16 protein-coding genes are annotated in these 20,583 nt (G+C 61.5%); 11 read left to right on the top strand and 5 right to left on the bottom strand.

Features of this window, described 5'->3' with window-relative positions; genetic code table 11:
* Positions 1–526 precede the first annotated feature (526 nt).
* From P3T20_RS05985 to P3T20_RS05955, 7 genes are all read left to right on the top strand, one after another.
* On the top strand, positions 527–2,530 hold the full coding sequence (locus tag P3T20_RS05985) for an AAA family ATPase (protein ID WP_429286356.1): 2,004 nt from the start codon (positions 527–529) through the stop codon (positions 2,528–2,530).
* A 365-nt stretch (positions 2,531–2,895) separates the two neighbouring features.
* Positions 2,896–4,941, top strand: a complete 2,046-nt coding sequence (locus P3T20_RS05980; RefSeq protein ID WP_429286355.1) for a M3 family metallopeptidase — start codon at positions 2,896–2,898, stop codon at positions 4,939–4,941.
* Between the two features lie 101 nt (positions 4,942–5,042).
* Positions 5,043–5,189: a transposase DNA-binding-containing protein gene (locus P3T20_RS05975; protein WP_429286354.1), complete on the top strand. Its 147-nt coding sequence runs from the start codon at positions 5,043–5,045 to the stop codon at positions 5,187–5,189.
* Between the two features lie 106 nt (positions 5,190–5,295).
* Positions 5,296–6,318 (top strand): IS110 family transposase, encoded by a 1,023-nt coding sequence (locus P3T20_RS05970; protein ID WP_429286353.1) that lies wholly within the window; start codon positions 5,296–5,298, stop codon positions 6,316–6,318.
* Positions 6,319–6,597: 279 nt separating this feature from the next.
* Positions 6,598–6,828, top strand: coding sequence for a transposase DNA-binding-containing protein (locus P3T20_RS05965; protein WP_429286352.1), 231 nt, complete (start codon positions 6,598–6,600; stop codon positions 6,826–6,828).
* A 703-nt stretch (positions 6,829–7,531) separates the two neighbouring features.
* On the top strand, positions 7,532–7,750 hold the full coding sequence (locus tag P3T20_RS05960) for a ribbon-helix-helix protein, CopG family (protein ID WP_429286351.1): 219 nt from the start codon (positions 7,532–7,534) through the stop codon (positions 7,748–7,750).
* Complete coding sequence (locus P3T20_RS05955; protein ID WP_429286350.1) at positions 7,744–8,109, top strand: type II toxin-antitoxin system VapC family toxin; 366 nt, start codon at positions 7,744–7,746, stop codon at positions 8,107–8,109. Before P3T20_RS05960 ends, P3T20_RS05955 begins: the two co-directional genes overlap by 7 nt.
* Before the next feature lie 680 nt (positions 8,110–8,789).
* On the opposite strand, the gene P3T20_RS05950 is transcribed toward P3T20_RS05955, so the two are convergent.
* Complete coding sequence (locus tag P3T20_RS05950) at positions 8,790–9,728, bottom strand: hypothetical protein (protein ID WP_429286349.1); 939 nt, start codon at positions 9,726–9,728, stop codon at positions 8,790–8,792.
* A gap of 2,189 nt (positions 9,729–11,917) precedes the next feature.
* On the opposite strand from P3T20_RS05950, the gene P3T20_RS05945 reads away from it, so the two are divergent.
* The 3 genes from P3T20_RS05945 (at position 11,918) to P3T20_RS05935 (ending at position 14,394) form a co-directional block, all read left to right on the top strand.
* The gene (locus tag P3T20_RS05945) at positions 11,918–13,048 is read left to right on the top strand and encodes an integrase domain-containing protein (protein ID WP_429286348.1); all 1,131 of its coding nucleotides are present in this window, start codon (positions 11,918–11,920) and stop codon (positions 13,046–13,048) included.
* A gap of 10 nt (positions 13,049–13,058) precedes the next feature.
* On the top strand, positions 13,059–13,430 hold the full coding sequence (locus P3T20_RS05940; RefSeq protein WP_429286347.1) for a hypothetical protein: 372 nt from the start codon (positions 13,059–13,061) through the stop codon (positions 13,428–13,430).
* A 103-nt stretch (positions 13,431–13,533) separates the two neighbouring features.
* Positions 13,534–14,394: a hypothetical protein gene (locus P3T20_RS05935; protein ID WP_429286346.1), complete on the top strand. Its 861-nt coding sequence runs from the start codon at positions 13,534–13,536 to the stop codon at positions 14,392–14,394.
* A 55-nt stretch (positions 14,395–14,449) separates the two neighbouring features.
* On the opposite strand, the gene galE is transcribed toward P3T20_RS05935, so the two are convergent.
* From galE to P3T20_RS05915, 4 genes are read right to left on the bottom strand one after another with little or no spacing between them, the layout of a single operon-like run.
* Positions 14,450–15,478 carry a UDP-glucose 4-epimerase GalE gene (gene galE / locus P3T20_RS05930; protein ID WP_429286345.1) on the bottom strand — a complete coding sequence of 343 codons (1,029 nt, stop codon included), beginning with the start codon at positions 15,476–15,478 and terminating at the stop codon, positions 14,450–14,452.
* Positions 15,479–15,489: 11 nt separating this feature from the next.
* Positions 15,490–16,689 (bottom strand): glycosyltransferase family 4 protein, encoded by a 1,200-nt coding sequence (locus P3T20_RS05925; protein WP_429286344.1) that lies wholly within the window; start codon positions 16,687–16,689, stop codon positions 15,490–15,492.
* A gap of 37 nt (positions 16,690–16,726) precedes the next feature.
* Complete coding sequence (locus tag P3T20_RS05920) at positions 16,727–17,629, bottom strand: glycosyltransferase (protein ID WP_429286343.1); 903 nt, start codon at positions 17,627–17,629, stop codon at positions 16,727–16,729.
* The gene (locus P3T20_RS05915; protein WP_429286342.1) at positions 17,626–18,900 is read right to left on the bottom strand and encodes an oligosaccharide flippase family protein; all 1,275 of its coding nucleotides are present in this window, start codon (positions 18,898–18,900) and stop codon (positions 17,626–17,628) included. The genes P3T20_RS05920 and P3T20_RS05915 overlap by 4 nt, the downstream gene beginning before the upstream one ends.
* Positions 18,901–19,182: 282 nt before the next feature.
* On the opposite strand from P3T20_RS05915, the gene P3T20_RS05910 reads away from it, so the two are divergent.
* Complete coding sequence (locus P3T20_RS05910) at positions 19,183–20,577, top strand: phosphomannomutase/phosphoglucomutase (RefSeq protein ID WP_429286341.1); 1,395 nt, start codon at positions 19,183–19,185, stop codon at positions 20,575–20,577.
* Positions 20,578–20,583 lie beyond the last annotated feature (6 nt).

Here is a 20,583-nt window from a genome sequence, read left to right as displayed (position 1 = left end):
ATCAGACGCCGGGGCAAATAAACCCGTGGGCCGCGCCGTGCATTTCGGCCACGCGGCCCGCATTCGCCGGGATAGGACATTTTCATGAAGGCAAGAATCCAGACTCTTGAGGAATTTCTGCTCAGGCTGCAGGACGAGGGAATTCCGGGGATCGGGCCGCTGCTGCGGATGGCGAGAGACCAGGAGGCACGGCCTCTCGCATGGGAACATCGCTGGACGCGACAGATGCGCCGACGGCCTGCGAAGCAGTTGCGTAGACGTGTGCGAATTCAGCGCCACGTGCGCGTCCGTGGCCCAGGAAGCCGCCTGTGCATCGAGCGGCGGCTCTCCGTGTGTCATAGGACTGGCAGGTGGCATCGCACCTTGCATCCGCAGTTTCGTGCCGGAGACTGAATGACACGCAGGACGTCACCCACCTGGGACGACGTCCATCGCTCACTATCCTGACGAGATCAATATGAACCCATCTCTCTTATCTGTGTGCCGTCGGATTCGTATCTCCGGCATCATTCTCGCGCTAGCAGTGATGTCGATCGAATTTCACAGACTCACGCATGGCACGTTCCAGGGTATCGTCCTCTTTGTGGCCACGCTGATCGCCGCGCTCTGCATCTGGTTGCAGAATCCGACCGTGCGAGGCTTCTGCTGGGGCGCTTTCATCGTGCTCGCCACCGGCATGGTGCCGCTGGTCCTGATGGAGGGCAGCATGACCGCGCTTGCACTCGTGATCGCAGCAGCGGCTGGACTGGCATACGGTCACCATCGGCGCGGCACCCCACGTTCGCAAGCAAAGTCGCCATCCCGGCTTGTCGTGAAGGGGACACAGGTGTGGGTGCCGCTCGCGATGAAGATCACCCCGCAGCCAGGCGGCGGTCGGGAGAACCACATCTCCCAACATGTCGCCCCGCCGGCGCCGGCACCGGTGCAATCCAGCACGCCAGCTCCAGCGGCCCCGCCGGGGCGCCCCATAGCCCCCGTCAAGGTGCCGCGTCCTCAACCTGCCCCGGTTTCGCAGTACGACTTCAGCGACTGCGTGCGTACACCGCGACACGCGTTTGATACCGTGATAGGCATGGCTGACACAAAGCGGCGTCTTCTCTCTTCTGCAAAGGGTGTCCTCGAAGGGGGCGAGCCGATGCGTAACGGGATCCTCCTCTTTGGTGAGCCAGGAAATGGCAAAACCATGTTCGCCGAGGCACTCGCCGGCCAGCTCGGTGTGCCGTTTCTCTCCATCGCCTTTGGAGATGCCGCCTCCATGTGGGTGAACGAAACACCCCAGAAGGTGAAGGCGATCTTCAATGCCGCGCGGAAACTCGACACGTGTGTGCTGTTCATCGACGAGATCGACTCGTTCCTCAAGGCACGGGACGGTCACGCTCACCACATGGACCGCGATCTCACCAACGTGATGCTCACCGAGACAGTGGCGCTGCGCGGGTCGAAAGTGATCCTGGTTGCAGCAACCAATTTTATCGACTCGCTGGATGGAGCTGGCATCCGCGAGGGGCGCTTTGACTTCCGGATCGAGATTCCGGCTCCGGACCTGAGGGCGCGTCAGGTGCTCATCTGGCGCTCGGTACGGGGGCTCGGCGAAGAGTTCGTCGACCGTCGCACCATCGAATCCCTCGCCAGCCGCTGGGAGGGGTTCAGCGTGGCGAGGCTGACTGCCCTGCGTGGCCAGTTGCGTGAGATGCACCGGGAAAGCCCGTTCGGCGCTCCGATGACGTTCGATATCGGTATGCGTGCGATGCGCCTTCTGCAGGGCCGCAAGGGAAAGCTGCCAGAGAACGTCAAGGCGATCGGTGAGATCCTGATGCCAGACATTTCGCGCGATGCGCTTCGTGATCTCGCGTTCAGGATGAAGCACGCCTTCAGCCTCGAAGAGGCAGGCGGGAAACTGCCACCTGGGGTCATCCTTGCCGGGCCGCCGGGCACCGGTAAAACGATGTCGGCGATGGCACTCGCGAAGGACGCTGGCTGGGCATTCCTGAGCATCATGGGAGCCGAGATCATTGCAGATCCGAAAGCGTGGGACCGGTTGTGCCGTACCGCCCGCGACATCCGCCCTGCGATCGTGTTTCTCGATGAGGCGGACGGGATCCTGCGTGACCGGCAATACTCGCACTACGGGATGTTGACCGAAAAAATCCTGACGACGATGGATGGCGCAGAAGGCCGGTTGCGGGATGTAATGTTTGTGGCCGCCACGAACTACTACCCCGGTCAGATCGATGCGGCTGCGCTTCGCGGTGGACGCTTCGAGGAGAGGATTTTCTTCGATGTACCGGCAGCAGCCGACATGGCCGCGTACGTCAGCAACGCCTTTGCCCGGGTGGCGAGGGATTACCGGGTCTCGAAGCGGGCGGTCCGTCTGGTGACTGATTGCCTCACCGGCCGATCAATTGCTGACGCTGACGCAGTCATCCAGAAAGTCATTGATGTGGCAGCAGTACGACGCCTGCGCGAACAGACCCGTGACATCCGGCCGGAAGACATCAAGCCTGCACTCGCCGTTGTCCTGGTCACCTGATGCGCATGCAAACGCCCGGCCAGCGATCCTGCTCGCTCCCATGGCTCGCACGGGACCGGCAGGAATTGCCGGGCGTGCGACCTCCACTTTCGCACACCGTTGCCGGCTCAACGCTCCTTATTGCGCGCACTCCGGATGCATTCACAGATCCTGTGAGCAAACCGGTGTGAACCTTGCCGGCGCCAGGTCGGCACGTAACTGCGGACTTCGGATGTGATGATTCCGGGATCGTCCGAGGCCCGGCCCCCGGTGTCGTCGCAACTCTGATTCTCGACGACTTGAAAGTGAGGTTCAACCGGAATCCGTCTAGTGCGCATGCGCCATTCACCCCCCCCATTTTGAAGAACCGACAGGAGGATGTGTAAATGTACGATCAGGAAGAAAATCCGTTGCTCCTGGATTGGCAAGAAGCCGATCAGTTTCCTCCCTTCGCGAGCGTCAAACCGCATCATTTTCCGCCCGCTGTCGAGCAACTGGCGAATGCGCACATGGCGCGGATTGACGACATCGCCAAATGTTGCGATGAAGCCTCGTTTGAGAACACCGTCGTCGCCTTTGGTGAGGCAGGCGGTCACCTCGAACGTGTAGCGGCTCTTTTCAAGATGCTCTGCATGACGGTCGCGACCGCGGAGTTGAGAGCGGTCGAGCTCAGCGTGTCCGTGCTGCTTGCTCGGCATCGCTCGCACGTGCTCACACACAAGGCGTTCTTCCGACGTCTCGGTGGCCTGTACGAGCGCCGCGAGACCATGGGTCTCGCCGAGGACGAGTTGCGATTGCTCGAAAGAATTCGCCTGGATTATGTCCGGGCTGGTATCGCTCTCAGTGCGCAGGACGGTGCGCGACTGTCTGCGCTCAAAGAGCGGCTGGCAGAACTGGATGTGATGTTCAACCGCAATCTGACGGCATCGACGGATGCCTTCAGGCTGGAGTTATCCGCAGAGGATGACCTTCAAGGGCTTCCCGAATGGGTGCGCAATGCCGCGCGACTTACTGGCTCAGGTACGCAGGTTCCAACATATGTTTTCACGCTGCATGATCCATGCGTTGTGGCGTTTCTAACGTTCTCCGCACGGCGGGATCTCCGGGAAAATATCTGGCGCGCATGGACCAGCCGGTGTAGTGGCCAGGATTTCGATAACCGTGGGATTGCGTATGAGATGGCGACGCTCCGACTGGCTCTGGCGCGGCTACTCGGACACAAGAGCTACGCCGACTTCGCCCTGGAGGATCGCATGGCGGCGACTCCAGATGCTGTACTGTCATTGCTACGCGAGTTCTGGCCCCGAGCGAAGTTGTTGTGTGTGCGCGAACTGGAGGACCTCAGGGCGCTTGCGGTTGAGCTTGGCGAGCCGGCTACGATCGAACCTTGGGACTGGCGATACCTGTCCCAATTATCGAGAGGGCGGCGATTCGAAGTCGATACGTCGAAGATTGGCCAATACTTCGAGCTGGAGTCTGTTATAAAATCATCATTTAGTTGTGCGAATCGATTGTTTGGACTGACCTTTCTCGAGCGGTTTGACGTGGTGCTTCATCACCCGGAGGCGCGCTTGTGGGATGTACACCGCAACGGCAAGCTGATTGGCTACTTTATCGGTGACTATTCCGCACGTGAGAACAAACAGCCGATCGCCTGGCAAGCGGAGCTTCGTGTGCAAAGCAGCGGTCGCTCTCCGCAACTACCCGTAGTGGTTAATAGCGCTTCAATTTCCAGCAACCCTGCGACCCAGACACTGCTCACTCCCGGCGGCGTCAGGATAGTATTTCATGAGTTTGGACATGCGCTGCACGCGTTGCTGTCGGAGGTACGCTTTAGCTGGTTGTCGGGCACCAGGGTCGCACGCGACTTTGCGGAATTCCCGTCGCAACTTTTCGAGAACTGGGCGTTGCACCCAGAGGTCCTGAAACGTCACGCACTGCATATCGTGACCGGCGAACCTATTGGATCGGAAATGGTCGTGCAACTACGCACGTCCCTGAAAGTCGACGAAGGATTTGAGCTTGTTCGTTATCTGGCGTCTGCACTGGTTGATATCGAACTGCACAGTCTCCGGGATACGGAAAGGCTCGATATCGAGGCGTTCGAGACGGATGTGCTCCACTGCCTTGGCGCGCCACGAGAAGCCGATGTCAGTATGCACCTGTCTCAATTCAGGCACATCTTTTCGGAAGACGCGTACGCGGCCGGCTACTACGGATACTTGTGGGCGCAGACCTTCGAAGCCGACGCTTTCAGCGCGTTCGAGGAAGCCGGAGACCCGTTCGACGCATACGTCGCGCGGCGCCTGTACCGGGATGTCTTAAGCGTTGGCAACGCGCGGGATCCGGGTGAGGCGTTCCGTCGATTCAGACAACGAGCACCGGATCCAGAGGCGCTGGCGCGGAAAAGGGGACTCGTACATCTCGTGTAGACCTCGGTGTAACGTAACCGTGCCGTAGAACCTGCAATTGCCCACTTCGTTGCCACGCAACCTGGTAGCCTGATATACGTCATGATCAGTGCGCGAGACAGATGGCTGGCAAACGGCGGGGGGACGAACGACCCTGGTTCAAGACGGAAGTCGAGACAAGCGAATTTCAGGATGCCAGATTACGCGAGCGCCTCGGCATGGTACTGGAAATGGAATGGACGCCTCCCCCCGTAAGGGCTAGCGACTGAAGCGGTTCGGGGAATGGGTGAAGGAAGGTGGGTTCTCACAACCGACGGCATCAGATGTGCCAAAGTGGAAGTTCTGAAACGTACCACTTGAGGTAGGAGAACCCGAATGAAGCTTACCGCAGTCGGCGTCGATGTTGCGAAACGAGTTTTTCAACTGCACTGGGTCGAGGCGGAAACCGGTGAAATCATCAGCAAGCAGATCAAGCGGGCGGCGTTCCTGGAGCATTTCGTGAACCGCGCGCCGTGCCAGATCGGGATGGAGGCTTGTGGTGGCGCGCAGCATTGGGCACGCCGGCTGATTGAGATGGGGCACCAGGTACGACTGATGCCGGGCAAGACGGTTAAGGCATTCGTCAGCGGGAACAAGAACGATGTGGCCGATGCCCGGGCAATCTGGACTGCAGTGCAGCAGTCGAGCGTGAAATCGGTCGCGGTAAAGAGCGAAGCGCAGCAGGCGGTGCTGGCACTGCACCGGATGCGGCAGCAGTTGATCAAGTTCCGCACGATGCAGAGCAATGGCCTGCGCGGCTTGCTCACGGAGTATGGCGAAGTGATGGCGGTCGGCCGCGCGGCGCTGAACAAGGCGATGACTGACGTGCTGGCCCGCCTGAGCGAGCGACTGCCGGCGGCGCTGGTGCACACACTTCGCGAGCGATGGAGTCGACTTGGAGATCTGGATGAACAGATCGCCGAGATCGAGCGTCGGCTGTCGGCGTGGATGAAGGAAGACCGGTCTTGCAGGAAGCTCGCGGAGATCCCCGGCGTCGGTTTGTTGACGGCGACAGCGGCCGTGGCGACGATGGGTGATGCGAAGGCGTTCAAGTCAGGGCGGGAATTTGCAGTGTGGCTCGGACTGGTGCCCGGTCAGGTTGGCACCGGCGGCAAGGTGAGACTTCTCGGGATAAGCAAGCGTGGCGACACATATCTGCGCACGCTGCTGATACATGGCGCTCGGGCGGTGCTAACGCACGCAAAGGAGCCCGGGCCGTGGGTGCAGCAAATCAGTAAGCGGCGGCCACCAAACGTCGTCACGGTCGCGCTGGCAAACAAGATGGCGCGAACGATCTGGGCGCTTCTGGCTCATGACCGGTCGTATGAGAGAAGTTACGTGAGTGTCAAACCGGCATGACCGGCGCGACGTTTCAATAAACCAGTTTTGCAAAAGGATGGGCACGTCAAAAGGTTGCGCAAGGTAATTGAGTGTGATGGCAAACAGGTCAGACCGGGACTCACGAAACCTGAATAGCCTTTTGGGCTAACAGCCCGCTAAGGAAATGAGGCGTGGGTCAGCGGATTCCATTGAGGCCAGCGGGTTCGACCCGCAACAAGGTCGGATATAAAACTGCAGCCTTCCTGTCCACCAGCACACACAATCTCTTGGCAAACGGGAGGCGTCCATATAAAGGCTATGTCAGGCATGGGCCAGACGATTCCCTTCGCATGTCAGGATTGGGCCCCGAGCAGAGCAGCTTATCGGTTTCTGTCTAACGATCGGGTCAGCGAACGGGACATCCTGGGCTGTCACTCTCAGGCAGGTGCTCATGAAGCGGTTCCACAAGCCGGGAGGCGAGAAGCGGTCGGCGATGGTTGCTCCGACGAATTCATACGAAGACTGGTGCGGTCGCGGCAGCACCGATGAGGCCCGGGCGTTCCTGAACCTGTAGCCGCCCGTAAAGATGGGTGCCGGGGCCTAGCCGTTGCCACCTGGAAAGCGCCTCGTGACGACGGCCGATCAGCTCGCCGGCCAGGGCAGCTCTGACCGGTCTACCGAAAGCGAGCATCAGATGCCCGTGACGCACTTTACGCATCGAACGATGCATTCACGCCTGGATATCGCAGTCCCGTAGCCGCTCGTAGCGTTGGGTGAGTTTATCGGCGCACGTGCGAAGCACACGAACGATGCCTACGAAAATTTCCACCTGGACCATTGCGAGAATATAGTGTGCAGGGCCGGCCCCCCTGTTTCCGACGGCCGCCGGCACACACTTTTTGTTCACGCGCCCACATACGTCAACCAGCAAGGTCAGTCACCGGTGCGCGAGCCTGACAGCCATCATTCGCGATCTGCATCATCAGGCGGGAAGCGAAAGCGGATCGGCCAGCGCCACGTGCCGGACCGTCGCGGTCCAGTTGCGCGGTAACGGCACCGATCTGGATACGATCCACCGATTGCTCGGCTTGAGCAGCTTATCGGCGGTGAAGTGCATTGCAGACAGCGACCGGTGCGCCCTGGCGTTAACGTGGCGTGTGCCAAGTATCCGGAGGTCGCCCGAGTTCGCGATTTTCTTGCAGGGTGACACCAGATAATATATGAGATGTATATCATGAAAAGGAGGGCGTTGATGAGCCGAATCCTGATTGACTTACCCGACTCGCAGATCGAGGCGTTGGCAGTGCTTATGGAGGCTGGGCAACGTCCGCGCGCCGCTGTCATCCGTGATGCGATTGAAGCGTATATCTCGCAGCATAAGGCGGCGCCTGGGGCTGACGTTTTCGGGCTCTGGAAGGGCAAAAAGCTCGACGGCCTTGAGTACCAGCAGGCACTGCGCTCGGAATGGTAACGGCTCTCTTCGACACCAACATTCTGATCGACTATCTCGGCGGTGCCGGCGCAGCAAAAAAAGAGCTTGCACGACACGAGAACAAGGCGATCAGCACCATTACCTGGATGGAAATACTCGTTGGGACCACGACGGATGACGAGCCAGCGATTCGTGCATGGCTCGGATCATTCGATGTGATCGCATTGGACACTGCGATTGCGAGTCGCGCGGTCGAAATCCGCAAGCACAAGCGGATTCGCCTGCCCGATGCGACTGTATGGGCGTCAGCCCAGGTACGCTCCCTGTTGCTCGTTTCGAGTAACACGCAGGATTTCCCTGCGGATGAACCCGGCGTACGCGAGCCGTACAAACTCTAGGAAAGGCGGGCGGCCGCCGGTGCATGGGAAAGCGCACACGGGGAGAGACGACAGCGACACGACGGGTTTTATGTTTGGATTTGGATTGACGCTGCTCTAGATGCGGTCGCTGCCTGACACGGCACAGACAAACTGCCCTGCGAATGGCAGGGATTTCGAAGGGTGGTTGTATGGAGCTGCAACTCCGAACATCTGGATGACTTCCTTGGCGTTCCTGACGCATGGGAACACCGGGAATTGCAAAGCGGGGTCAGTCGAAAAGCCACGCCAGATTCGCACGCTCGACCCCGTCGCACTCAGCGCTTGTTAGACACTTCCCCGATCCGGGCCGCTTCCATCACCTGATTAATCCGAAGCCAACGGCCGGTCGTGGCGTGGCTGATGGATTGCGCTATCACAAGAAAACAGAGCGGCCTGGTGCCTCAGCGCCGGCTGGAGCGTGCCGGTACGTGTCTGACCATACTGCGCCCAGGCGCTCGCCAGCATCGATCAATACGTTGACCAGCCGGCTGCAGCGGAAGCGGATTGACAGCTCACGATTCGAGTTACGGATGTTGCTGCAGGTGTGGGAACCGCCGCATCCACAGTAGCAATGCCCGCCTCATCCCGATCGGATCATGGCTGTCGCAGTCCAGCGGCCTAGGGATGGCGGTAAAACGCCTGGGCCAGATGTCCTGACGTCAGAGAGCGCCCTTCATGTCGTCGATGTCGCGCCGGATCGCCTCGATTGAAGCTGCGATCTCTTCGATGCGCCGGCCGGACTTATGTCGTTGAGACAGCTCCTGACCCAGGGCAACGTCTCCGGCGATCGCACTGTACTGCGACTTTCGCTGACCGGTCACAAGCTGATCGAACCGCTGGGCGAGGGCGTTCACCTCGTCCACGGTGCGCTCAGCGCTCTCGAGCAGGTAGTGACGAAGGGCGTTTAGAAGCTCCATGGGTTCGCCCGTCATTGAGACGGCCTCGATCTTTTCGAGACGCCGTTCGTGGATGGCGGCCTGGACATGCGGCTCGTAGTCGCGTTTGTCGGCCAACACCTGGCGCAACTTGAGGCCGTGGGCTGCAAGCTGTGAGTAAACGGGCGTTTCCCACAGTGCGGCGTCCATACGAACGTTGACGCCGTGCGCTCGCGCGAACCGGAGAAATTGCGGAAATTGGTTGCCGACGCACTTCTCGAGCGACGCCCCTGGCTCGGCTCTCACCATGTTGAACAAGATGCGCAGTTTTCCGGGTGGTACACCGAGCGAGGTGAAGTTTTTCACGAGCACGATTGTCTCCTGCTGCACGTGGACGTCGGGCGTCAGCGGAACGATGATCGCGTCGAACAAGGGGACCGCTTGCGGGTGACTTCGCAATCCTTCCACGAATGCGGAGAACTGGGTGGCCGCAACCTCAACGATCACATTGTTCTTGGCGCTAAGGAGCGCATCGATAACCGGGACAGGGTCACTTGCTCCAAAGCGTCTGGCGGGATCACCGTCGCCCTCAGCGCGTTCCTTACGTGCATCAACGCGCAGCACTTCGACGCCTGTGCCTAGACGGGGCACTAATAGTTCATCAACGACGGTCGTTGTGCCGACTTTCTCCGAACTGTGACCGACGAGGATCTTGAGGGGCATTTTTTTCTCCAGCGGTTGTGGCATTGTTAAGGGTCGGGTTGCCGGCACCAGTGCAGCATGCGACTGGTGCTGGCCGATTTGTTTGACGCGGCACGGTGTTTCGCATCCGGCATGAAACTTCTGCTTTCGGATGAAAACCGGGGGCATCGAGCGGTCGAGCGCCTCACACAGGCATCGCCGAACCGTGATCACAATACTAAGTCGTGGGAGGGCCGGCGGGAGGACGAAAGCACGGGCGAAATGGCCTGTTTTTGGCCGCTGGGAAGAAGGTGAGACGGGCGCTTTCCCCGGGAGACGTCGCCGGTCATGTAGGTCACGCGCGCATTGGACTTCCTCGGGCAGGACATTTAAAAATCTCCGGATGGCAAATCACTCGCCGGTCACCAGACACGATTATTCAAACGCTTCTGACCGGGTATGTACCGTCGTGAAGAACGAGGCACGGGTCAAACGGATTGGTCAGCCTCATTGGCCTGCACAGTGCGATCACCGACGCAGCGAACGATGGTCGAGATGTGCTTCAGAAGTGAATCCGAAGCGCGCCCGAGGCGGCCGCCAGGGTGTGCGGCCCGGCTCTCAGACAGGCCATGGCCGGCCGATGTCATCTGGCCTGAAAGGACGGTGCGCGCCACAAACAGACCGGATGAGAACGGCAGCTGAGCGAGATGCAACGCCATCAAATCCTGCCTGAATAGCTGGGTGAAGGCGGATGTCAATGCGTGCCCGGGATGCTCCCGCTTGCTGTGACAATGCCCTCATGCCCGGTGCCTGCACCGGGCGATTTGCCCGGATCTTTTTTCATGCCGACTTTCTCTCCAGTCCCGGGCCGCGACTGGGGTCGCCCGCAAAGCCTTGTCGCGCGGGCCATGGTGCCCTTGCGCACTGCACGCCCGAGCGCCAGAGCGTGCAAAACGCACCTGCACCCGGGCACGGGAAGCCGCCGATAAAGACGGGAAAAAGCGGGGGTGCGTACGAGCATTGCGAAGTACCCTCATCCAGAATGCGAAATCCGGAATGGCAACCCAGCGCGCTGGCTACACCGAATTTTTCAGGATACCTAAGGTTAAAATTCACCTTCGTGTATCAGGTCTGAAGATGTGGTGGAAGATCGGCAGATATCACTTGCACAAGTCCGGCGAACATGATTCAATCTGAACATCGCAGTTCGCGGATTTCAAAACGCCTGGTTGCAGGCATGAGCGTCCCAGATGTTTGGGCAAGAAACAGCAGGCAACAGTCGCCGACACTGGTCGATGCGTGGCTTGCGTTGCTGGCGGTAAGTAAGGCGTAGTCCGGGCGTTGGCCCGCATGAGAAAGCGGTCGTGCCGCACGGCACGTCGTTCAGGCAATACGCTGCAATGTGCAGCTCTTCCCGTAACAGAACCACCCAGGCGAGGTCGCGCACGCGACCTCCGGCTGCGCCCAGGCGATTCATCCTGCCGCGCCTTGCCTTCTCCTGGGACATCGCAATCAAGGCTGGCCTTCGGGCGCTCACACGGGCACCTCTGCGGCTGGCTTCATCCAATCAATTCGGCTGGCTGCAACTGCGCGGCAACGAGCATGTGCCTCCGGGCGCACGTCCAGTCGTCCAGCATGCCCGATGTCGGGCATTCAATGAGCCGTCGCTGCACCCTTTCCGCCTGGCGGTCGCGCGTGCAGAAATCCGTGCCTTTGGTGGCACGCACCCCTCGACGCTCTCGATCTGAAAACAACACAGAGTCCAGATTTTTAGCCGGCACGTCCGGTTCCCTTAGCTGAACAGGACTCCTCCAGATGCTGTGCACTGAAGTTCATCACAGATGACGGGCAATTCCGGGATTACACGCCCCTCCTGCCGCGCCGGGGACGTGTGCATCGTTGGTCCGTTCCGGACCGCGATACCCCCGGCGCGTAATGCGCGAATCAAGGCGTGACCTCTCGTATGCCGATGGCTTGTCGCCCGATCGGCACCCCTGATCCTGAGCAGGAGACTGCATGACGTTTCACCGCTTTATATCGCCGCCGCTCGATGCGGCACCGTCCGTTGGCACGCGTCAGCGTGCCGCACGGCAACGCCTGTGCCGGGCGCCCCGGCACAGGTCCGGCCTGGCTTGCCGTCGGGCGCATGTCCATTGTCACGGACTGATTTCACGCGCGAGGACCACCGCGCACGCTGCGCGGGCGCCGCGCTATATCAAGGGAGAATTGAAATGAGCAGAAGAGGCAAACTGATTCACGAAGCGTGCGAGATCCGGCGCGGCCCCCAGGGTGCGTTTGCCACCCGGGCGAATTCGACGGACACCTGGAGCGACTTCTTCCGCTTCCTCCAGCAGCACGGGACGCTGCCGCGTCGGCTCGCCGACATTCCGGTGGCCCTCCTCATGTTGTACCTCCAGCATTGCGTCGCCCGTGGACTGAAGGTGGCGACCGTGCGAAACCGGGCCGCGGAGATCAGGGTCGTGATGACGCGCGCGGGGCGTAATCTTGAACACGTGAACTGCAAGTTGCTCGGCCTGGCGACGCGCTGCCGCGATGGAAAAAAGAGACCCCTCCATGACGGGGAACTTGACGTCATTTACGCGCGCGCGCGTGCTCTTGACTATGGCTTTTACCTGCTGCTTCGCCTCCAGCACCTCCTCGGACTGCGCCGGGCTGAGGCCCTGCGATGCGCGCCCGACATCCCCACGTGGGTGCGGCTGCTGGCGGGCGGCGCCAGCGAGTTGCCCATGCACCGGGGGGCGAAGGGCGGGCGTCCACGATGTACCGCCATCATTGAGGGAAAACGCGCCGAGACGCTGGCGTTGCTGCAGGACGCGGCCCGCTATTGTCACGCGCATGGCGGGCGACTCATCGAGGGGCGCAGGAAAAACCTCGAGAGCTCACTTAACCGTCTGAAAGCGCTGTACCGGGCGGTGGGCCTGAAGGGGGAAATCTCGGGACATGCCTTGAGATACACGTACAGCGGCACCAAGGCAACCGAAGACCTCGACAGGGGCATGCCCGAGCGCGATGTGCTTGTGGGGGTGGCTGCGGCACTGGGCCATGGACCGGAGCGTGGCCGGTTCATTCTGCGAACCTATCTTCTGAGCCTCGCGGACCGGTTCTTAAGCATTCTGCAGGACGGAAAATTCATTATGGATCCGGATTACAGGATTGACGACCGGTTCATTCCGCCACGCCGTACCCGGCCGGGGCCCGCCCGGGCCTACTGGCGGGCCCATATCAGGGACCAGCGGGCGGGTGCCGGGAAGCCTGCGGCGGCAGACCACGAAGGTGCGCGATGCACGGTGCACGCGTCATCAGACACATCGGCCAGCGATGGCCGTACTGGGCGATCCTGAGGCAGACACCATGGACAAGACAATGATCGGGCAACAGGCCGAAAACACTTTTGACGGGTTGCACGGAGGCGAGACGGTCCGCGAGACGCTCATGCCGCTGTGGCGTGATTTCGAGGCATATCTGGGCGGACGCGAAGCATTGCCGGAGCGCCTGGAGGACATCCCCGAAGCAAGCTTTGCACCCTTTGTCCAGTACTGCGAGGACAACGGAATGGATGATGAGCGTCTGCTACTGACGTTGTCCGCCGTCCGCATGATCCTGGTACGGGCGGGCTGGAAGCCCGCGCGGCTGGCCGCACTCGTGGCGCCGCGCCGGCGGGTACGCATCCGCAACAGTGAAACGGGCAGATACCGTTTCGTACTGGTGCCAAAAGACCGCTAGCACCTGTTGCAGGGCGCTGTTGCGCCTGCATCTCGCGCTGCACCGCGCGGCCCCTACAACCCAGGATTTAACACAGCACGCAGTCAACCCAAGGAGATGGAAAATGAAACACCCGCTCGCGTTACACGTTCGTACTACCAGGCATGCCGCACAGGGTCTTAGTGCATCCCTCATCCATTCCCAGATGGGCGGCCTGCGTGTGAGCATCGAGTCGCGGGCGCGCACGCCCAGCCCGCCTGGCACGCTGCGCTTTCGCGTCGACCAGCTTGAGGAAGCCCATGTTGCAGCCGCAAGCGCGAGTTGCTGTGTGGTGGACGTGGCCGAGGAGTGCTGGCGCGCGTTCGTGCGGTTCCTGCGGGATTGCCCGGGCACCGCTTCAGATTTTACGGCGTGTGTCCTGACGACGACGCCCGATGAGCTGTCGCAGGCCTCGACCATTGACGCGGCGAACGAGCTGCTGGCGGCAGGGATGCAGCCCGCGCAGATGCGCATCATCTACGCCGATGCGCCGCGCGAGCGCCTCCCGGAGACGGCGTACGGCCTGCTCGCGCGCTTCGTTGAACAGCGCGCCGTGCTCGACCACTGGCGCACCGACGCCGTCCTGAGCGACGCGCCGGCATTCTCGCGTTTGCAACGCGATCATAGCCAGCTGGGCGACCTGCTGCACGGCGCGCTCGACTTTGAGCTCGAGCTCGAGCGGGCCCGCAGCGCCGGGGCGGACGAAGCATCCCTGCGTGAGGTCATGCGCAAGGTCCTCTCCCAGCGCATGGTGCTGGGCGTCGCGGGCGACATCGGCAAGGTTTTTGACACGCTTTCGTTGCCGCGCATGCCATCATCGGCGTGGCGCGAAGAGGCTGAACGCTGTGCGGCACCCCGGCAGGACAAGCTCGTGTACACCGGGCCGCTTAGCGAAGATCGCATCCAGCCGATACCCGATGAGAATGGGACGGCGCCATCCATGTAGCAGACAGGAGGGCATAGGGGCAGGCAGCAGGTCCGACAGACCTGGTGCCGCAGTCCTATGCGTCAGCAAAGCCGTGCGGATTCTTTTCCTGCCAGCGCCAGTGGTCCACACACATGCGCTCGATACCGAACTGCGCCTGCCATCCGAGCAGCTTCGCCGCGGCGGCCGGATTCGCATAGCAGGACGCCACGTCGCCCGGCCGCCGCGTCACGATTTCATACGGTACGGGGCGACCCGAAGCCTTCTCGAACGAGCGCACCACGTCGAGCACGCTATACCCCTGGCCCGTCCCCAGGTTCACCACAAAACTCGCGTCGTGCTTTACCAGCGCATCGAGTGCGGCCAGGTGCCCACGCGCCAGATCGACTACATGGATGTAGTCGCGCACGCCGGTGCCATCCGGCGTGTCATAGTCGCCACCGAACACGCGCAGTTTCTCGAGCTTGCCCACCGCCACCTGCGCGACGTACGGCATCAGATTGTTCGGCACCCCTGCCGGGTCTTCGCCGATCAGCCCGCTCTCATGCGCGCCCACGGGATTGAAGTAGCGCAGCGTGGCAATGCGCCAGCTCGGGTCCGATAGTTCGAGATCGCGCAGCACCTGCTCGGCGATCAGCTTCGATTGACCGTAAGGGTTGGTCGCCGACAGCGGAAACGACTCGTCGATCGGCGAGCTTTTCGGCACGCCATACACGGTAGCGGACGAGCTGAACACAAACTGCTTCACATTGCGATCGCGCATCACACCGAGCAGCGTGAGCAGACTGCCGACGTTATTGCTGTAGTACTCGATCGGCTTCGTTACCGATTCGCCCACGGCCTTCAACGCTGCAAAGTGGATTGCACCCGTTACCGGATGCGCATCGAAAATGCGGTTCAGCGCGGTTTCGTCGCGTGCATCGGCTTCGTAGAACGTCACGGCACGCCCGGCGATCTGTTCGACGCGCCTGAGCGACTCGCGATTGCTGTTCACGAGATTGTCGATCACGACAACGTCATAGCCGCCGTTCAACAGTTCGACGCATGTATGCGAGCCGATGAAACCCGCGCCGCCCGTTACCAGAATCGTGCCCTTCGTGGTCATGCTGTGCTCCGTTAGAGTGAAACGCCCGTCAGGTTGCGAACCAGGTCTTTATATTTTGCTACCACTACACGCTCGTCGAATTCGGCGGCGACTTTTTGCCGGCCGCGTTCGCCCATGGCGCGGCGTGCCGCGCCGCTCATGTCGAGCATCTGTGCGAGCCGTGCAGCGAGACTCTCCGCGTTGCGCACTTCGCACAGCAAACCATTGACGCCATCCGCGACCACTTCCCGGCAGCCTGGCACATCGGTCGCCACAATCGGGCGGCCCATTGCTGAGGCTTCCATCAGCGTGCGCGGCACTCCCTCACGATACGAGGGTAATACGACACAATCGGCTGCGGCGATAAATGGCCGCACGTCGTGGGCCTCGCCCAGATATTCGATCACGCCTTCCTGCTCCCAGGCGGCCACTTCTTCGCGCGTGATCGCACTGGGATTATCCACGCCCACCGGTCCCAACAGACGAAAACGCGCCTGAGGATAGCGTGCGCGCAAGCTTCGCGCGGCCTCCACGTATTCGCCTACGCCCTTGTCCCACAGCAACCGGCCAATCAGCACGAAGTCGAAATTCGCCTTGTCCGGCAAAGGCGTGAAGGCAAACTGCTCGAGATCCACCCCTTCGCCGTGCAGCAGGCGCGCGCGTTCGGGATGCACGAGCAGCTTCTGATCGACGAAAGCGGCCTGATCGTCGCGGTTCAGAAACCACACTTCGCGCGGAAAGCGAAACGCGAAGCGGTACAGCTTTTTGGCGACCTGCGCTGCGCGGCTGTGCTGGATGAACACATAGCCGAGCCCTGTGGTCACCGCGACCGAATCGACGCCCGCCAGCTTAGCCGCAATCGAGCCGTAAATGTTCGGCTTGATCGTATAGTGAAACACGATATGCGGGTGGATCGTCCGGTAGTGGCGGTAGAGCGCCCACAGCGTGCGCAGGTCGTCGCGCGGGTTGGTGCCTTTCGACGCCACCGGCAATTCGATGCAGCGGCAGCCCATGGCGCCCAGCAGATCGAAGGTGCGGTCGTGCGGTGCCAGCACCGTCACCTCGACGCCGCGTGCGACCAGCTCGCGGATCAGCCCTTGCCGGTACGTGTAGATTGCCCAGGCGGTGTTGCAGACGAGTGTAATGCGCAACGAAACAGCGGGGACAGCGGCAACGCCGGCGATGTCGGGAACATTGGCAACACCAGGCACGGTTGAAACGTTGGGCTTCATGGCGGTTTGACAGGGGCTTCGAGGGTGCATCAAGGTTTCAGTGTCCGGCGCCGGGTGCGTACAACCTGCGCTTCACAGCCTGCAGGGTGCGATACGGCGTGACAAGGTGCAGCAGATTCTTCGCGAGCCCTAACCAGTCATACAGGTTGAGCGCGTTGAAGTAGCGCAGTTGCAGGCGCAGGGTCGATGCGACCTGACCACGCCGTTTGGTGGCGCTAATGCCGCCTTCGTTCAGCTCGTAATACAGGCCCAGTTCCGGCAGGTTGGCGCAGTCATGGCGTTCCATCAGACGCAGGAACAGATCGAGGTCTTCTGCGGAACGGTAATCGGCGCGGTAGTTGCCGACCGCGCGCACGGCGTCGATCCGCAACATCATCGAAGGGTGCGCGAGGCAACTGCGGTAAAAGCGCAGGCGGCGGATCGCATCCGGTGTGGCGGGCGGCGTCAGCATGAAGAGCGGCTTGCCGTCGCGCGTCACCACCTGGGTCCACATGCCGAGACCGGCTACTTGCGGGTTTGCGTCCATGTACGCGCGCTGTTTCGCGAGCCGGCGCGGCACGGTCAGATCGCCCGCGTCGATTCGCGCGGCATAGCGGAAACCGCGTTCGGCAAGCGCGTCGATGCCGGTCTGCAGCGCCTTCTCGATGCCGCCGTTTTGCGGCATGCGCAAGACTTCGATCTTCAGGTTCGGCAGGGCCGGGGCGACGATCGGCGGCGTGCTGCCGTCGTCGACGATCAGCACGTGAACCAGCGCGTCGTCCTCGCTGAACGATGCCAGCGTACGGTCGACGTCGGCCTGGCCGTTATATGCCGGCAGCAGCACGGCGACGTCGCCAAGGGCTTTGTCCGACGCGCGCAACTGCTGGCTCACTGAGCCTTGCGGCCCGCGCGGCCATTGCGGTGTTTGCGGGCTTTGCGCCGAGGCGGATGAATTCGTCATGAGCGCAACTTGAAGCGGATGTAATAGAGGTTGACCGACGCGGCGACCAGATAACCGGCCGCCAGTCCGACCAGCGCGCCATAAGGCCCGAGGCGTGGGATCGCCAGCAGATTGACGACGAACGCCACGGCCAGCGCCAGCAGCCACTTCGCCAGCAACACGAACTTGGCCTGATATTTCAGCACAACCAGGTTACCGATCGCCTCGATCCCGGCCGGCACGGAGAGCCACACGGCCCAGCGGAAAATCTCGATGGCGCCTTCGTAGGCAGGCCCGAACACGCGCCGGATGATGAAGCCCGCCAGCAGATCGAGCACGATCGCGCCACCGATCATCAACGCCGCCGTCATCGCCGTCAGCCGCCACATATTGCGGCGCAGGTGAGCGGGCTCCTGCACGCGGTAAACGAAAGCGGGCGCAATGGTTTGCGCCAGCATCAGCGCGAGCGTGATCCAGTTCTCGTTGAGTTGCTGGGCAGCCGAGTAGCGGCCGAGATCGGCAAACGAAATGGCCCGTTCCAGCATCAGCCGGTCGAGCTTCAGGAACAGGTACATGCAGATCAGTCCGAGCCAGAACACCGTGCCCGCGCTCGCGAAATGCCGGAACAGCGAGCGGTCGACATGCCAGCCGAGCTTGCCGCTATGGCGGCGGATGTAATAGGTGAGCAGCACCGCGCCGATCGCCGCCGATTCCAGCGCCCATAGCCAGCCGAAGCGGGCGGGCGTCGTGGCAGCCCGCACCAGCAGGTAGACGAGCCCGGCCTTGACGATGGCGGTGCTCATACTGGTGAGCAATTGCGGCTTGCTGTAGGTCATGCTCTGCAGCCACGAATTGATCACGCCGACAAACGGCTCGCGGAACAACATCGTCACTGCCAGGCCGGCCAGCATGGCGCCGACGAGCGGATCGGTGAGCCCTGCGGCAATGCCGATCCAGGTGATGAGCAAGGCCCCGGCCGAAACCGAGATACGCAGTGCGAAGGCGCTCCCCAGCACGGTGCCCAGTTGCGCCGGCGGCCGGTTGACGATGGTCGGCACGAGGATCTCGGCGCCGCACACCCAGGTGATCGGCGAGAGCACCAGCAGCAGCGTATTGGCGTATTGCCATTTGCCGAAGGTATCCGGTCCGAAGTAGCGCGCCAGCATGCCGCTAATGAGAATGGCGACGGCGATCTGCGTCACCCGTTCAAGCCCGAGCCAGACGATATTCGCAAACGCTCGCGTCACATCGGGATTGGCAAAGCGCCCGGAGAAGCGTTTGGGCGTCAGCATCCAGCGCCTGCCCGTTCAGTTCGCCCAGTCCGCCCAGTCCGCATATCCAGATCCGGTGAGCCTGTCCGTGCGATTGCCCACCCGGCCGGCAGAAGCGGCAACTTTATGATCGGAGGGCGTCTAAGCATTAGAATAGTCGGCTGTAAGGCGTGACAGAAAAGCGCAATTATAAGTTGGAACCGGAGCGCCTCCGGCAAGGGCGCAGCGCGATGACCACCCACGACCGCCGATAACCACACAAGGTGCCGGTCAACTTTTCCAATGCACGCAAGTGAGCCAACCATGATTTCCAAATCCATTTTCAAGGCGTATGACATTCGTGGCGTGATCGGCAAGACACTCGACGCCGACACCGCCCGTCTGATCGGCCGCGCGTTCGGCAGTGAAGTGCGTGCACAAGGCGGCGACGCCGTCGTGGTGGCCCGTGACGGCCGCCTGTCGGGCCCCGAACTGATCGGGGCGCTGTCCGATGGCCTGCGCTCGGCGGGTGTCGATGTCGTCAACGTCGGCATGGTGCCCACGCCGGTCGGCTACTTCGGCGCGAGCGTGCCGCTGCAACTGCCAGGTGGCGAGCGCCGTGTCGACTCGTGCATCGTCGTGACGGGCAGCCACAATCCGCCGGACTACAACGGCTTCAAGATGGTGCTGCGCGGCGCGGCTATCTATGGCGAGCAGATCCTCGCGCTGCATCAGCGCATCGTCGACGACAACTTCGCGAGCGGCAGCGGCAGCTATACGGATTACGACATTTCCGATGCTTACCTCGATCGCATCGTCAGCGACATCAAGCTGGCACGTCCGCTGAAGATCGTCGTGGATACCGGCAACGGCGTCGCCGGCGGCCTCGCTCCGAAGCTGTTCAAGAAGCTCGGTTGCGAATTGGTCGAACTGTTCACGGAGATCGACGGCAATTTCCCGAATCACCACCCGGACCCGGCTCACCCGGAAAACCTCCAGGACGTGATCAAGGCGTTGAAGGAAACCGACGCTGAAATCGGTTTCGCGTTCGACGGCGACGGCGACCGTCTGGGTGTCGTCACCAAGGACGGTCAGATCATCTATCCGGACCGCCAGTTGATGCTGTTCGCCGAAGAAGTGCTGTCGCGCAACAAGGGCGCGCAGATCATCTACGACGTGAAGTGCACGCGCAATCTGGCGAAGTGGGTGAAGGAGAAGGGCGGCGAACCGCTGATGTGGAAGACCGGCCATTCGCTGGTGAAAGCCAAGCTGCGCGAAACCGGTGCGCCGCTGGCTGGTGAAATGAGCGGCCACGTGTTCTTCAAGGACCGCTGGTATGGCTTCGACGACGGCCTGTACACAGGCGCGCGTCTGCTGGAAATCCTGGCTCGCGTCGACGATCCGAGCGCGTTGCTGAACTCGCTGCCGAATTCGCATTCCACGCCGGAGCTGCAACTGAAGCTCGAAGAAGGCGAAAACTTCGAGCTGATTGCGGGACTCCAGAAGAATGCGCAGTTCACCGGCGCGGACGACATCGTGAAGATCGACGGCCTGCGCGTCGAGTACCCGGACGGCTTCGGTCTGGCGCGCTCGTCGAACACTACGCCGGTCGTCGTAATGCGCTTCGAGGCGGATAACGACGCCGCGTTGACGCGCATCCAGGAAGACTTCCGCCGTGTGATTCTGGCCGAGAAGCCGGACGCCAAACTGCCGTTTTAACCGCTT

This window comes from Paraburkholderia sp. GAS206C, from assembly GCF_050435645.1.
GTDB classification, from domain to species: domain Bacteria; phylum Pseudomonadota; class Gammaproteobacteria; order Burkholderiales; family Burkholderiaceae; genus Paraburkholderia; species Paraburkholderia phenazinium_B.
The sequence above is the reverse complement of the archived record's forward strand: the minus strand, read 5'-3'. Positions and strand labels throughout refer to the sequence as shown.

Coding starts and splice junctions, on each gene's coding strand:
- P3T20_RS05925 (WP_429286344.1), bottom strand. CDS start 16,689: ATGAAGCCCAACGTTTCAACCGTGCCTGGTGTTGCCAATGTTCCCGAC.
- galE (WP_429286345.1), bottom strand. CDS start 15,478: ATGACCACGAAGGGCACGATTCTGGTAACGGGCGGCGCGGGTTTCATC.
- P3T20_RS05940 (WP_429286347.1), top strand. CDS start 13,059: ATGGACAAGACAATGATCGGGCAACAGGCCGAAAACACTTTTGACGGG.
- P3T20_RS05960 (WP_429286351.1), top strand. CDS start 7,532: ATGAGCCGAATCCTGATTGACTTACCCGACTCGCAGATCGAGGCGTTG.
- P3T20_RS05985 (WP_429286356.1), top strand. CDS start 527: ATGTCGATCGAATTTCACAGACTCACGCATGGCACGTTCCAGGGTATC.
- P3T20_RS05920 (WP_429286343.1), bottom strand. CDS start 17,629: ATGACGAATTCATCCGCCTCGGCGCAAAGCCCGCAAACACCGCAATGG.
- P3T20_RS05910 (WP_429286341.1), top strand. CDS start 19,183: ATGATTTCCAAATCCATTTTCAAGGCGTATGACATTCGTGGCGTGATC.
- P3T20_RS05915 (WP_429286342.1), bottom strand. CDS start 18,900: ATGCTGACGCCCAAACGCTTCTCCGGGCGCTTTGCCAATCCCGATGTG.
- P3T20_RS05965 (WP_429286352.1), top strand. CDS start 6,598: ATGTCAGGCATGGGCCAGACGATTCCCTTCGCATGTCAGGATTGGGCC.
- P3T20_RS05950 (WP_429286349.1), bottom strand. CDS start 9,728: ATGCCCCTCAAGATCCTCGTCGGTCACAGTTCGGAGAAAGTCGGCACA.
- P3T20_RS05945 (WP_429286348.1), top strand. CDS start 11,918: ATGAGCAGAAGAGGCAAACTGATTCACGAAGCGTGCGAGATCCGGCGC.
- P3T20_RS05935 (WP_429286346.1), top strand. CDS start 13,534: ATGAAACACCCGCTCGCGTTACACGTTCGTACTACCAGGCATGCCGCA.
- P3T20_RS05975 (WP_429286354.1), top strand. CDS start 5,043: ATGGCTGGCAAACGGCGGGGGGACGAACGACCCTGGTTCAAGACGGAA.
- P3T20_RS05955 (WP_429286350.1), top strand. CDS start 7,744: ATGGTAACGGCTCTCTTCGACACCAACATTCTGATCGACTATCTCGGC.
- P3T20_RS05980 (WP_429286355.1), top strand. CDS start 2,896: ATGTACGATCAGGAAGAAAATCCGTTGCTCCTGGATTGGCAAGAAGCC.
- P3T20_RS05970 (WP_429286353.1), top strand. CDS start 5,296: ATGAAGCTTACCGCAGTCGGCGTCGATGTTGCGAAACGAGTTTTTCAA.